At 38.9% G+C, this 13819-nt stretch carries 14 protein-coding genes; 2 read left to right on the top strand and 12 right to left on the bottom strand.

Annotated features, from left to right (window positions below; all coding sequences use genetic code 11):
* Positions 1–2: 2 nt before the first annotated feature.
* On the bottom strand, positions 3–575 hold the full coding sequence (locus tag PH210_RS02820; RefSeq protein ID WP_289982838.1) for a competence protein ComK: 573 nt from the start codon (positions 573–575) through the stop codon (positions 3–5).
* A 198-nt stretch (positions 576–773) separates the two neighbouring features.
* Between PH210_RS02820 and PH210_RS02825 the strand changes: the two genes are divergently transcribed.
* Entirely contained in the window at positions 774–1010 is a 237-nt protein-coding gene (locus PH210_RS02825; protein WP_223592908.1) for an IDEAL domain-containing protein, read from the top strand.
* A 74-nt stretch (positions 1011–1084) separates the two neighbouring features.
* Here the strand turns inward: PH210_RS02825 and PH210_RS02830 are convergent, their stop codons facing one another.
* From PH210_RS02830 to hemE, 11 genes are all read right to left on the bottom strand, one after another.
* Positions 1085–1327, bottom strand: a complete 243-nt coding sequence (locus tag PH210_RS02830) for a hypothetical protein (RefSeq protein WP_483312073.1) — start codon at positions 1325–1327, stop codon at positions 1085–1087.
* A gap of 137 nt (positions 1328–1464) precedes the next feature.
* Entirely contained in the window at positions 1465–2733 is a 1269-nt protein-coding gene (locus tag PH210_RS02835; protein WP_289982840.1) for a M48 family metallopeptidase, read from the bottom strand.
* Between the two features lie 97 nt (positions 2734–2830).
* Positions 2831–3139: an AzlD domain-containing protein gene (locus tag PH210_RS02840; RefSeq protein WP_289982841.1), complete on the bottom strand. Its 309-nt coding sequence runs from the start codon at positions 3137–3139 to the stop codon at positions 2831–2833.
* Positions 3129–3860 carry an AzlC family ABC transporter permease gene (locus PH210_RS02845; RefSeq protein WP_289982842.1) on the bottom strand — a complete coding sequence of 244 codons (732 nt, stop codon included), beginning with the start codon at positions 3858–3860 and terminating at the stop codon, positions 3129–3131. The genes PH210_RS02840 and PH210_RS02845 overlap by 11 nt, the downstream gene beginning before the upstream one ends.
* Positions 3861–3957: 97 nt before the next feature.
* Complete coding sequence (locus tag PH210_RS02850; RefSeq protein WP_289982843.1) at positions 3958–4734, bottom strand: enoyl-CoA hydratase-related protein; 777 nt, start codon at positions 4732–4734, stop codon at positions 3958–3960.
* A 78-nt stretch (positions 4735–4812) separates the two neighbouring features.
* Complete coding sequence (locus tag PH210_RS02855; RefSeq protein WP_289982844.1) at positions 4813–6375, bottom strand: fatty acid--CoA ligase family protein; 1563 nt, start codon at positions 6373–6375, stop codon at positions 4813–4815.
* 139 nt (positions 6376–6514) lie between these two features.
* Positions 6515–7504 carry a lipoate--protein ligase gene (gene lplA, locus PH210_RS02860; protein WP_289982845.1) on the bottom strand — a complete coding sequence of 330 codons (990 nt, stop codon included), beginning with the start codon at positions 7502–7504 and terminating at the stop codon, positions 6515–6517.
* Positions 7505–7520: 16 nt separating this feature from the next.
* A complete protein-coding gene (locus PH210_RS02865; RefSeq protein WP_289982846.1) occupies positions 7521–8255 on the bottom strand; it encodes an MBL fold metallo-hydrolase in 735 nt (244 codons plus the stop codon).
* Positions 8256–8374: 119 nt separating this feature from the next.
* Positions 8375–9817, bottom strand: coding sequence for a protoporphyrinogen oxidase (gene hemY / locus PH210_RS02870; RefSeq protein ID WP_289982847.1), 1443 nt, complete (start codon positions 9815–9817; stop codon positions 8375–8377).
* Positions 9818–9849: 32 nt separating this feature from the next.
* Positions 9850–10782, bottom strand: coding sequence for a ferrochelatase (hemH, locus tag PH210_RS02875; protein ID WP_289982848.1), 933 nt, complete (start codon positions 10780–10782; stop codon positions 9850–9852).
* A gap of 108 nt (positions 10783–10890) precedes the next feature.
* On the bottom strand, positions 10891–11937 hold the full coding sequence (hemE, locus tag PH210_RS02880) for a uroporphyrinogen decarboxylase (RefSeq protein ID WP_289982850.1): 1047 nt from the start codon (positions 11935–11937) through the stop codon (positions 10891–10893).
* A gap of 408 nt (positions 11938–12345) precedes the next feature.
* On the opposite strand from hemE, the gene PH210_RS02885 reads away from it, so the two are divergent.
* Positions 12346–13743 carry a hypothetical protein gene (locus PH210_RS02885; RefSeq protein ID WP_289982853.1) on the top strand — a complete coding sequence of 466 codons (1398 nt, stop codon included), beginning with the start codon at positions 12346–12348 and terminating at the stop codon, positions 13741–13743.
* The last annotated feature ends 76 nt before the right edge of the window (positions 13744–13819 follow it).

Here is a 13819-nt window from a genome sequence, read left to right on the forward strand (position 1 = left end):
GTTTACTCTTCACCCTTCGAGAATTTACCAGCATATTCATGGGTACTTTCTGAGGCTTGTAACGTCTTGGGAACGTGCAGCAAGTAAGTTAACTTTCTTCCCTTAAGTTCAATTCTTTGTAAAATGGTTGATTTTAATAATGCTGTTCTTAATAATTGAGTTTCAATTGTAGAGCATGAAACCGGAAAAAGATAAGATTGTTTATTATGGAAAGTAATCAGCGTTTGGTTTGCCCCTGAACGACGGTAGTCCTTAATATGCGCCTGTGAGAGCCAAATACATTCAGGAATGCTAGGTGATGCAGTTGGAAAAAAGAAAATGTGATTAGTCGGTTCAATGGCAATTGGGTTTTTGCGATTATAACCAGTTAATTTTCGCGTTCCCCTTTTCCGGCTTTCATAATCGACACCAAAGTAATCACAGCTATTTTTTATAATATCTAATGGTTTAAACGGAGACAGGAAACAATCCTCCACTTCATAAATCTGGGAATAAATTTTACTTCCATAAACGACAGGCTTCAAAAACATGGTGCATGAACTAATCTCATATTCTTCAATTTGCTGCTCTTTCAATCCATTCAACTCCTTTTCATACTCCTAATTCAACCATATCTTACCACTTTTATTTTTCCAATTCCTCCACTTTTCTGAATTGTTATTAATTATTCACATTTTATCTGTCAAGTAAAAATGTTTCTGAAAATTAAAATAATTTAATGATATTATTCAAAAAAACCCATATAATTAAAAAAAGCATCAGAGGTGATTTTCATGAGTGAAAAATCATACACGGAACTAATGAAACTTGGTGCCATGAAACGAAATCGACTGAAGGAAAATTTTGTCCAGGATTTATACATTGATATGCTCCTATCAGAAATCCAGCTAACAGTTGAAAAGGAAAAATTATTACGAAAAATCGACTATGCCATTGACCATCGGGACAAAAAGTCATTTCTTCATCTATCAGGACAGCTTAAAGAAATTAACAAACGATTTGGAACTTGAGCCTTCGGATTAATAAAAAGTGCCAGCCTTTCAGCTAAACGTGACAGGCTGGCACTTTTTTGATTGTATTGCAATTAGGAACTACGAACAAATACGGAAACCCCGAAGTTTCCAAATACCTCTTGGAATTCTCTCTCAAAGCCGTTTTCTAATAAGCATCTTTGAGCACGTGAAAAACGATCATTTCGGTCTAAAAGATCCCGACATGGATTCGCACTGCCAATAACAGTAGCTTGTACAATTCTCCGAGGGGCTCTACTGTTACTTGAGTTTCTTTCCCAAATAATGACCACAATATCTGGTGAATTATTCACCATAGCACCCCCTTTCATTCCGTTTCTATATTAGATGAAAGGAGGACAAGGCTTGTCTAATGAAAATATCTATTTATTTGCCTATATTTACATAAATAGGCTGATGACAAAGTGTTAGTCATCAGCCTGCATATACATTGTTACTTTCCATTCTTTATTTGATATTCTTCCAACATTGAAATCCGGTCAAGCATGGAAGGATGGGTATATCTAAAAATTTTCACTAATAGCGGAGGTTTTACCTGGCTTAAACCAGATCGGGTCAATTCCTGAAATGAAGTAATGGCAGCTTCAGGGTTTTTGGTCATCTCAATAGCATACCGATCTGCCCTTGTTTCCTGATACCGTGAAGCCAAATTTGTCAGCGGACTTGCCGCAAATAGCAGCATGGATATGATCATAAAAAATAACGGGAGAGACCTTATATCTCTAACATCTGAGATTTTCAATTCTTTTCCCCAGCGTTTAACTGTCCAATTCATAAATCTATACGTCAGATATAAACCCAATAGTGAAATTAATAAGTACCCTGCTATCCCCCAATAAATATGCTTTTCAACATAATGACACATTTCATGTGCCATGATAAATAAGATTTGGTCGTCTGTCAGCTTATTCAAGGTCGTATCCCAGAGAACAATCCTGGCGTTTGAACCAATCCCGGTAACATAAGCATTTAATGAATTCGTTTTATCCGCCATATTCACTTCAAAAACATGTTGGGCAGGAATATGAGCCTTTTCAGCGAGTGCTAATATTTTCGTCTCTAATTCTTTATTTTTTAATGGATAAAAGTCATTGTAGAGTGGGTCAATGACAACCGGCTGCAAGAACATCATAAATAAAGTAAAAGGTATGGATAACAGCCAGCCGTATAGCCACCAGCGCTTTTGGCTTTTTTTCATCAGCCAGTATAAGACCGGTACAATAATCAACCATGTTCCGTAATTAAGCCAAAAGTCAATTAGCTCATCCTTCATCCATGACGGGAAGGTCTGGGTAGAAATATGATAGGTTTTAGATAAAGAATAACTTATATAATTCAAAGGTAAAGTGGCCAGGAAGGCAAAAAATGATAACCAAATCAAATAGATGGGAGTTTGCAAGAATTTATACTTTGCAGAGCTTTCTGCCCACCGCTTAAAGACCCTGGAAAAACCAAATAGTAAAATTAGAAAATAGAAAAGCCACTCAAAAGGCGTTGAAAGGAAAAATAATAAATTTCTTATTTTTGAATACTCTTCACTCAACATAAGCTCTCTGCCATTTAAAAAAGTTGCAGGATCCGCTTTAGTTCCTTGATATTCAAATGGCAGCTTTGGGTCGGCAAGATAGAATAAATACCAATAAAAAAACAACCCATATAGGCAAAAGGCCAAAACCGCATAGAACCCCATTTTTCTGACCATGATTTTGTCCCCCTTTGTGTACAACCTCTCTATACATAGTGTAGTAAAAAATCGATGATTTAGAACTGGACATAAAAAAAAGCCAGCAAATTACTGGCTACAATAAATAAGAATATAGAGCAAGAACGGCTATAGAACCAAGCACAACAACAATGACATTAGCTCCTAAAAATGCGGCAATAAATGCGGCAGCAGCCCCTAAAATACCATACCAAATATCATCTTTTTGAATAAAAATAATCGCAGGGAAAATTAATGCACCGAGTGTTGCATAGGGTACATTTTTTAATACGCCTTGAATAAAAGGGGGAAGCTCTTTCCCCTTAAAGAGAACAAAGGGCAGCATGCGGGGAATATAGGTAACCAATCCCATTCCAACAATCATCCAAACGATTTCACTTCTCATGTCCAGCACCTCTGTATTTAGCTTTGATGACTTCTGCTGACTCAATAAGGATGGCAGATAAAAGGGTTGCCGTCACAATAGACCACCCTTGCGCCATGATGTGTCCAATAGTAAAAATGGAATTAAAAATGGCCCCAAAAACCGCCAGAACAATAACTTTAACATTATTTTTCATCGAAGGAACCAAAAGACCTATAAACATCGCATACAAAGCCACAGCCATACTATCTTGCAAGGTTTGAGGAAGATTTGCTCCAATTAAATGACCTACTCCAGAAAAAACAACCCAGCTCGTATAGGAAACGGATATAACCCCAAACAGAAAGCCTGTCGATGCAGTGCCCTCTTTAGTAGCGACGACAGAAAAAGTTTCATCTGTTATGCCGAAAGAATAGATTAACTTACTAATTAATTGGTCTTCTTCACATTTTTCATTTAAAGATGTACTCATTAAAAAATGGCGAATGTTTACGATGAAAGTCGTTAAGATAATCTCGAAAATCCCCGTCCCATAGGCAATTAAACTTAATGAAATATATTGAGATGCGCCGGCAAACACAATAAGACTCATTAATACTGTTTCATAAATTGATAGCCCCGAAGTTTTTGCGAGGAGACCAAAAGTCAGTGCAATCGGAAAATAGCCAATCCCGATACTGATTCCTGCTTGAAGCCCTTTTTTAAAATCTGATGATTCCTTGCCTAATGCCAAATCTGCCAACTTTATTCCCCCCTTGTTTCAAACACACAATTAAGAATAAATTTTAGCAAATTTTTAGAAATTAATAAACATAAAAAAACATGGCAGGCTGCCATGTTTATTTGCCTTTAAATACTGGTTTTCTTTTCTCAGCGAAGGCCTGCAAAGCTTCTATCCGATCTTCAGTTGGAAGCGTCACCTCATAGGCTTTTTGCTCGATTTGCAGACCAGTGCTTAGATCAGTATTCATACCATTTTTGATTGCAAATTTCGCTTGCTGTAAAGCTACTGGCCCATTTGCTAGCAGCCCGGAACAAAAAGCGATACTTTCTGAGAGGAGCTGTTTCCACTCAACAACCTTTGTCAATAACCCATAACTAAACGCCTCGTCAGCAGTAAGCCTGCGTGCGGTTAAAATGAGCTCCAACGCTTTGGCTTGACCAATTAATCTTGGCAGGCGCTGAGTTCCTCCTGCACCAGGTATAATCGCTAGACTTGTCTCCGTTAATCCCATTATTGCAACATTTGCAGCAATGCGAAAATCGCAGGCAAGGGCGAGTTCCATTCCACCGCCAAAGGCAAAGCCGTTAATAGCAGCTACAGTCGGCTGCGGCAGTTGATCAATAGCATTAAAAACCTCATTAATTTTGTATAAATTTCGTTTTACTTGTTCATCGGTAAGGTTTTTTCGCTCTTTTAAATCAGCCCCCACACTAAAGGCTTTTTCCCCCGCTCCTCTAAAAATAACAGCGCGGATTTCTGGATTGATACGAATGTCTTCTACCTTTCTTTGCAGCTCAAGTAAAGTTTCATAATTGAAAGCATTTAGTGCTTCCGCACGATTAATCGTAACAACGGCAATATGATTCTCTAAATTCACTAAAATTTGCTCCATAACTTCCACTCCTTTTTAATCCTCTTTAAAAATTCGAAAAAGGCAAGCCAAAAGCCTGCCTTTATTTTAAAAAATATATTATTTTACTGCCGTTTCTGTTAGTTGTGTTTTTAATGCACGTCTTAATATTTTCCCAGTTGTATTCTTTGGAAGCTCATCTAAAAATTCAATTGATGATGGAACTTTATATTTAGCCAAGTGTTCTTTACAATACTCAAGTAATCGTTCAGGTGTAAGCTCAGGATTTTTACTAACAACAAAAGCTTTTACGGCTTCTCCCTGATTAGGATCAGGAACACCGAGAACCGCTGCTTCTACAACATCCTCGTGATTATAGATGACTTCCTCTACCTCACGCGGATAAACATTATATCCGCCAACAATAATTAAATCTTTTTTCCGATCGACAATATAAAAATAGCCATCTTCATCCATTCTAGCTATATCACCAGTATAAAGCCATCCATTCTTAATTGTAGCTGCCGTTTCCTCTGGCATTTTATAATAGCCTTTCATTACATTAGGACCACGAACGATTAACTCCCCAGCCTCTCCAAAAGGCACCTCTTCACCCAGCTCGTTCACCACCTTGTTTTCTACATTAACAATAGTAGTTCCAATCGAACCAGGCTTCCGTGGACGATCCAGTGGGTTAAAGCATGTTACCGGGGATGCCTCAGATAAGCCGTATCCTTCAGAAACTAAAACATTAAATTTCTGCTCAAAATTCTTTAAAAGGGCAACTGGCATTGATGCACCCCCAGAAATACATAAACGCAATGTTTTTAAATCACCTGGGCTCCCCTCTGGAAGTTGATAAAGGAAATTATACATAGTTGGGACGCCTGCAAAAACAGTAGCTTGAAATTCTTTTGCAAGACTAAAAATTTCCTTAGGGCTGAACCTTGGGGCAATCAATAGTGTCGCACCGTTCAATAATGGTGCATTCAAGGCTACCGTTAAGCAAAAAACATGGAACATTGGCAGAGTTGTGATAACCCGGTCATCGTTGTTCATTTTTAAATATTCCCCAACATCATTAGCATTGCTATATAAATTCTTATGGGTCAGCATGGCTCCCTTTGGTATTCCTGTTGTTCCTGAAGTATAGAGAATAATGGCTGTATCATCGTCATTTAGCTCAGGACCCTTAAAGCTTAAATCACCGAGCGCTAATACATCTGTAAACGATTTCAATTTTGGAAACACTGATAGATTTTGCAATTCTGACTGTACCATACCCTTTGGGTTCGTTTCACAAAAGACGTAATGTTCAACTTTTGGCAGCAAAGTATGCACTTTTTCAGCCAAGGGAATCGCTAAGTCAAGGGCTACAACTGCTTTAACATCGCCATTATTTAAGATATAGCCAATTTCTTCCGCTGTATAGATTGGATTAACGGGTATAACCGTTGCTCCTAGTCTTAATGCCCCGTATAAGCTGATGACAAAATGTGGAGAGTTTCCCAACAATAAAGCAATATGATCCCCTTGCTTGACCCCTAATTTTTCTAACCCTGATGCAAACTTTGTAATCGAACCATCCAATTCGGCATAGGTACTGGACTGCCCCATAAAATAATAGGCTGGTTTATTCGCATAGTCCTTAGCTGTTTGATAAAGCTGTGATGATAGATTCATAACTCTCCCCCTTTTATGAATGAATACTCATTCATTTAATGAATTTTCTAAATATATTATATTTAAAGAATTTTATGTATTCAAGTATAACATGGAAAAAATAAAAAAACGCGATGCTAAAATACATCGCGTTTCATTCTTAATAAATTAAATTGATAAATTCATCTTTTGAAATTTTGCCAAAATAGTAGGTCGTATCAATGCCTATGAGAGCCTTATCTATTTCACTTTTATCATATCTAACACCTTTTAACATGTTTTCAAGATCACTAACATCACCTACACCAAAAAAGTCGCCATAGATTTTGCAATTCTCAATCGTTCCTTTATTAACTTCCAAACGGACATCGATAGAACCAACAGGAAAGCGGTGTGAATGCTTCAGATTGAATTTTGGTGATTTCCCGAAGTTCCACTCCCAATTTTGGTAGCGTTCCTTTGAAAGTTGGTGAATTTTCTCCCAATCCTCTTCGGTAAGCACATACTCAGAAATTTCTTCGGCTCCTTCAAAAATATATGTTAGAATTAAGGAGCGAAATTCCTCAATCGTAATTTTTTCCGTTAGAAATTCAGATATATTGGCTACCCGGCTGCGGACAGATTTAATTCCCTTTGATTCAATCTTATCTTTCTTCACCTTTAGAGCAGAGACGACATGGTCCATTTCTGAATCAAATAAAAGTGTTCCATGACTGAACATCCTGCCCTTTGTTGAAAATTGAGCATTTCCAGAAATCTTTCTACCTTCGACTTCAATATCATTTCTTCCGCTAAGCTCCGCATTTACCCCTAATTTTTGCAGTGCCCTAATAACGGGCTCAGTAAATTTACGGAAATTATGGAAGCTCTCCCCATCATCCTTCGTTATAAAACTAAAATTCAAGTTTCCTAGATCATGGTACACTGCGCCGCCGCCTGATAAACGTCGTACAACATGAATACCATTACCCTCAACATACTCAGTATTAATTTCTTCAATGGTGTTTTGATTCTTTCCAATAATGATGGAAGGTTCATTTATGTAAAATAGCAGGTATGTCTCATTAATATCAAGATTTTTCAGCGCATACTCTTCAATTGCAAGATTAATGCGTGGATCTGTTATACCTTTATTATTGATAAATAACATACAAGTAAGATCCCCCTTATAGTGAAATAGTTTGGAATTCCTCTGCAAGTTTAATTATACCAGTAAATTCACCCGATGCTTCACTAAGTAAATCAGATAAATTTCCGTAATGCGGGAGGTGTGTAAGTATTAATTGCTTAACACCAGCATCGGCCGCTAGTCTGCCAGACTCCAGACTGTTCATATGGCCGGCTGACTTTCCATTTTGATGGCCATAAAAATTACACTCACACAATAAAACATCGGCACCTCGGCTAAACTCAATACATTCTTCTTTAAATGCACCATCAGCTGAATAAATAATAACCTTGCCGCCTGCCTCGATTCTCATCGCATAGCAGGGAACCGGATGTTCGGTCTTTAAAAAGGAGATTTGAAAGGGTCCAACCGTGAGACTTTCAGCTGGATCGTATGGGATTCCTTTTGTTATGTTTTTATAGGTAAGCTTGGTAAATTCATATTGATCATAATGGTGTCCGTATATCGGCAGGGTTGGAAAATCTTTGTCTAAGAAACCTTGAATTAATCTCGCATGCTGCAGAACACCAATATCCGCTATATGGTCAGGATGATAGTGAGAAATGATGACCGCATTAAGGTCTTCAGGCTCTATGACATTTTGCAATTTTGCAAGGACGCCGCTTCCACAATCGATTAATAAATGAAAACCTTCGTGTTCAAGTAAATATCCAGAGCTTGCACCATTCTTCTTCGGGTAACCGCCCCAATATCCAATTATTGTTAGTTTCATTTCGAACTCCTCCATCAAATTAAACTAATTAACTATAATATACACCATCCTTTCACAAACAGAAAAACCAGCCGGATCATTGATATGGCTGGTCTTAAATATAAAAAAGAAAGCTGTTATCAGTAAACAGCCTCCTTAGATATTCCCTTTTCTTTTAAATATTCCAAAACGGATTTTACAGCTGCTTCTCCTTGGTCAATGCAATCAGGAACTCCTACACCCCCATAGGATGCACCAGCTAAAAACACTCCTGGAAGTTCTTCTTTCACATGAGCAAGAATGGTTTCAAGGCGCTGTTTATGGCCGACCGTGTATTGCGGCATGGAATTTTTCCAACGGGAAACAATTGCGAAGTCGGGCTTCATCGTTATTTTCATCGTCTTATTTAAATCGTCAAGAACGATCTTTGTAATTTGGTCATCCGAAAGATCAACAATTGTTTCGTCCCCAGCTCTGCCTACATAACAGCGGAGCAGTACTTTTCCTTTTGGAGTGGAATGGGCCCATTTTTTATGAGTCCATGTGCAGGCTGTTATAGAATAATCACCATTTCTAGAAACAACAAACCCTGTTCCATCGATATCTTGTTTAACAGCCTCTTCCGGAAAGGCCAAAGCAACAGTTGCAACCGATGTAGAGGGCACAGATTTAAAAGGTTCAAAAAAGGAATATTGTGAAAACATCATTTGCGTCACTTGATGAGGTGTCGCCGCAATTATACAATCTGCATAAATGGTTTCCCCATTATTTAAATAAATTTCATATTGATTGTCAGTTTTCATGATTTTATCAACACGGTGCCCTTTTAAAATTGATGCAGGGTCTAAGTTCGCTTCAATCGCTTCGGCAAACGATTGGAGACCGCTGACAAAAGTTAGAAATGCCCCTTTTGGTTTTTCGGTACTTACAGGTTTTTTTGGTTGAGCAGGAGTTGATTTTTTCATCCCTAGGATTAAACTACGGTATTTTTGCTCTACTTCATAAAATTGTGGAAAAGTTGACATTAAGCTTAATTGATCAATATCGCCGGCATAGATACCCGATAATAATGGCTCAATAAGATTCTCAACCACCTCATCGCCGAGCCTTCTTCTAAAAAACTCTCCTAAAGATTGGTCTTTCCCGCTTTCTGACCGTGGCAGAACAAAATCAGCTGCAGCTCTTAATTTGCCGGGAAGCGAAAATAGAGCTGACGTGATAAAAGGTCCAATTTCTGTTGGGATTCCCATAATCGACCCCCCCGGCATGGAATGAAGTCTTTCGTTTACTAAAACATAGGATTTTCCTGTGGAATTATGGACTAATTGATCATCCATCCCCACTTCTTTTGCCAGCCTTATCATACTTGTCTTTCTTGCTAAAAAGGAATCTGGGCCTCTTTCAATCGTAAAGCCATCCCTGACAACCGTTTGCAGCTTGCCTCCGAGACGGTGGGATGCTTCAACTAATATAATTTCGATAGGAAGTGATTGCTCCTTAGCTGCTTTTTGAAGGTAAAATGCTGACGTAAGCCCGGCAATTCCTCCCCCGATAATGACAACCTTTTGTTTATCTTCCGCCACGGACGTCACCTTCTTTCATTATATTTCCTATCCTACCGCTCCAATTCTTTAAGGACGACGCTGGAAACAGCATCAATAAACTCTTCTTTAGAATTGGGCATTTCAGCACGATAGTAGCGTACTCCTAATTCGTCAGTAACTGCTTTGCATTCGATATCGTTATCGTAAAGCACCTCAAGGTGATCACAGACAAAGCCGACAGGAGCAAATACGAATGCTTTATATTGATGTTCATTAAATAATTCCCTTGTTAAATCCTGGACATCAGGCCCCAGCCACGGTTCCGGTGTATTTCCGGCACTTTGCCAGCCAATCACATAATTTTCAACACCTGTATGTTTCGCAATTAAATCCGCTGTTTCTTGCAGTTGTTTTGGATACGGGTCACCAAATTGCAAAATTTTCTCTGGCAGACTGTGTGCTGAAACGATTAGTATTGCTTGGTCTTTTTCTTCCTCGGGCATGGATTCAAATACTTGTGTTATCTTATCTACCCAATAATCGATAAATTTTGGTTCTTGATACCAGCTTTCTATGGTTTTAATTTTAAGGTTTCCTAATTTTGCTGCTTCTTCAACGGCTCGTCCATTGTAGGATTGTACACTGAAGGTTGAAAAATGCGGGGCAAGGACAATACTAATCGCTTCTTCAATTCCATCTTCATGCATTTGTTTAACAGCATCCTCAATAAATGGGTCGATATGCTTCAATCCCAGATACATTTTAAATTCGATTTCATCCTGGATTCTATTCAAATGCGCTTCAAGCTTCTTCGCTTGTTCTAGAGTTATTTTGGCTAATGGAGAGATGCCTCCAATTGCTTCATAGCGATTGCGAAGGTCTTCAAGCATTGCATCAGTTGGTTTCCGGCCATGTCGAATATGGGTATAATATCTCTCTAAATCATCTAATTTATATGGGGTACCGTATGCCATTACTAGCAGCCCGATTTTCTTCTTTGTCATGTTCGCACCTCATTTTTAAGTCTTTACAGTTTCTCCGGTGATGGAGGTATCACTTTATTGTGCCAAAAAATTGGACGACTTACCAATCTTAACACTTAACCGTGAGTCCTATCGACTTAATTTTGATGCTGAATACTCATGGATAAATGAAGTTAATTTCTTCAATGTTTCCGGGTTGACAGAAGGGAATACTCCATGACCTAAATTAAAGATGTATCCATCCTGATCCATGCCTTGGTCTAAGATCGCTTTAGCTCTTTCCTCAATGACTTCCCAAGGAGCAAGCAAAATAGCAGGGTCAAGATTTCCTTGTACGGTTTTATGAATACCCAACTCTCTAGCCTGTCTGATCGGCAAGCGCCAATCTAAACCAACAACGTCGAGTGGAAGATCATTCCATTCTAATGCCAGATGACTTGCCCCGACACCAAACATGATCAATGGAACATTTTCTTCTTTTAATGAAGTAAAGATTCTATTCATTACTGGTTTGATGAAGTAACGATAATCTTCTACATTCAGGGCACCTACCCAAGAATCGAATATTTGGATCGCTTTTGCCCCCGCTTTTATTTGAGACTTCACATATGTAATGGTCATATCACCTAGCTTATCCATTAAGGCGAACCAAGCTTTTGGCTCCGTATACATAAAGGCTTTTGTTTTGTTATAGTTCTTCGATGGGCCGCCTTCAATCATATAGCTGGCTAGGGTGAATGGTGCACCTGAAAAACCAATTAATGGCACGGATAATTGTTCAGTTGTCAGTAATTTGATGGTTTCGAGCACATAGGGAACGTCTTCCTCAGGATTTATTTCGCCTAGTTTCTCTACATCGGCTAAAGAACGGATTGGATTGTCAATCACTGGTCCAATTCCACCCTTTATTTCTACCTGCATTCCGATCGCCGGAAGGGGTGTCATGATATCTTTATATAGAATTGCTGCGTCGACGTTGTATTGCTCAACCGGCAAACGCGTTACATACGCACATAGCTCTGGCTGATGCGTTATTTCAAATAACGAATACTTTTCTTTAATTTCTCGATATTCTGGCTGGGACCTGCCTGCCTGCCGCATATACCATACTGGAACGTAGTCGGTCTTCTCCCCTTTTGCAGCTTTTAAAAATGTTTCATTAATCGGTCTGGTCATAAAAAAAAGTCCACCTTTCAAAGACATGTCTGTTTTCCATTTTAATATATATTGGAGGATTTTAAAAACTTTCTAATATATAGACTTTCTTCACTATATCTATTAATTCTATTTCTGTATAGATAACGTGCATATCTGTCAAAAAAAAGTCGTTTTTTACGTTTGGTTCTGTTAAACATGATTGTTGATTTGCGTTCCAGTCGCTTTTCTTCTGCGGGCGAGCAGGAGTCTTCGCGCCACCCACTCCAATCAACAGTGTTAATATTCAATCAGGCCTTTAATTCAGCTTTACGTTTAAATTATAGGAAAGAATTTTTTAATCCCTTTCACCACTTTGGGTGTTTTTCATATTCTGTATTACATCCAACAGGGCAAGAGCCCAGTGGATAAAAGAAGGGGGGTAATTATATGATTGTTGAGCTTACCGCTCTCCATTGGATTTATGTTGTCTTTATTGCACTAATAATCGGATTCATGGTGATGAGAAGGGATACAACCATTGTTTGTATTGCTGGGATATTCTTAATCGCCCTTACTGCCACTGGCAGTTTAAGTCATTCCATTAGCAGTATTTTCAACAGTTTTAGTTATGCCATTACAGAATTATTGTCTACTATTCTCGTTATTTCCATTATTGTTGCCATGAGTAACACCTTAACCTCGACAGGGATTAATGCTGTCATGATTTCACCTTTTAGAAAGTTAATTCGCAACCCTACCCTTGCTTATTGGACCATTGGTATTCTGATGATGGTCATATCCTGGTTCTTCTGGCCATCCCCTGCAGTTGCCCTCATCGGAGCTGTTCTTCTGCCAGTCGCTTATGAAGCTGGTTTGCCTGCATTGGGCACAGCCATGGCAATGAACTTGTTCGGTCATGGGATTGCTTTATCTGGGGATTTCGTGATTCAGGCTGCTCCAAAGCTAACTTCAGATGCAGCAGGTATTCCAATCCAAGATGTTATTAATGCCAGCGTTCCTTTAGTTTTCACAATGGGGATTGTTACAACCGTTGCGGCATACTTCTTTTTAAGGAGAGATATGAAGCGGGGCGTCCTAAAAATAACGGACTCTGTCATCCAAGACAATCATGTGGAAGAAATCAATCAGCCAGAACTTTTATCAGTTGCCCAAAAACGTTTCTTCGCTATTTTAGTTCCTTTATTATTTGCTGCTGATGTGGCCGCTATGACTATGTTAGATTTAACTGGCGGCGATGCAACCGCGTTAATTGGCGGAACCTCCATCCTCATTTTATTGTTAATCACATTAACGAGCCATAAAAATAAGGGGCTTGAAAAAACGACTCAATATTTAATTGAAGGATTCACATTTGGGTTTAAAGTGTTTGGCCCTGTTATTCCAATTGCTGCTTTCTTCTATTTAGGCGATGCCGGTTTTGGCAAAATTATCGGTGATTTCTTACCGAAAGCTTCACAAGGAATCGTCAACGATTTGGGTGTTGCTCTTGCCAATGTTGTGCCATTGAGTAAAGAAGTAGGAGCAGTTACATTAACTGCAGTTGGGGCAATTACTGGATTAGATGGTTCAGGATTCTCTGGGATTTCTCTAGCTGGTTCAGTTGCCGCACTATTTGGCGCAGCCATCGGCAAAGGTATTGCTACTTTGACGGCACTTGGGCAAATTGCAGCGATTTGGGTAGGCGGCGGAGTACTCGTACCATGGGCGCTAATCCCAGCGGCCGCCATTTGTAAAGTAGATCCATTCGACTTAGCCAGACGAAACCTTGTCCCAGTATGCATTGGTCTTGTTGTCACAACGATAGTTGCTATGTTTTTAATCTAAGGCTATTTTCGCAAAGATTATTGGTTTTCGTATTGGTTCATCAACCCGTATAACATGATTCTTCGTTGCATCTTTT

The organism is Paenibacillus sp. BSR1-1, assembly GCF_030403775.1.
Lineage (GTDB): Bacteria > Bacillota > Bacilli > Bacillales > Cytobacillaceae > Neobacillus.

Bases quoted from the DNA above. Each gene is read 5' to 3' on its own strand.
- PH210_RS02825 (WP_223592908.1), top strand. From the start codon at position 774: ATGAGTGAAAAATCATACACGGAACTAATGAAACTTGGTGCCATGAAA.
- PH210_RS02830 (WP_483312073.1), bottom strand. From the start codon at position 1,327: ATGGTGAATAATTCACCAGATATTGTGGTCATTATTTGGGAAAGAAAC.
- PH210_RS02835 (WP_289982840.1), bottom strand. From the start codon at position 2,733: ATGGTCAGAAAAATGGGGTTCTATGCGGTTTTGGCCTTTTGCCTATAT.
- PH210_RS02840 (WP_289982841.1), bottom strand. From the start codon at position 3,139: ATGAGAAGTGAAATCGTTTGGATGATTGTTGGAATGGGATTGGTTACC.
- PH210_RS02850 (WP_289982843.1), bottom strand. From the start codon at position 4,734: ATGGAGCAAATTTTAGTGAATTTAGAGAATCATATTGCCGTTGTTACG.
- PH210_RS02855 (WP_289982844.1), bottom strand. From the start codon at position 6,375: ATGAATCTATCATCACAGCTTTATCAAACAGCTAAGGACTATGCGAAT.
- lplA (WP_289982845.1), bottom strand. From the start codon at position 7,504: ATGTTATTTATCAATAATAAAGGTATAACAGATCCACGCATTAATCTT.
- PH210_RS02865 (WP_289982846.1), bottom strand. From the start codon at position 8,255: ATGAAACTAACAATAATTGGATATTGGGGCGGTTACCCGAAGAAGAAT.
- hemH (WP_289982848.1), bottom strand. From the start codon at position 10,782: ATGACAAAGAAGAAAATCGGGCTGCTAGTAATGGCATACGGTACCCCA.
- hemE (WP_289982850.1), bottom strand. From the start codon at position 11,937: ATGACCAGACCGATTAATGAAACATTTTTAAAAGCTGCAAAAGGGGAG.
- PH210_RS02885 (WP_289982853.1), top strand. From the start codon at position 12,346: ATGATTGTTGAGCTTACCGCTCTCCATTGGATTTATGTTGTCTTTATT.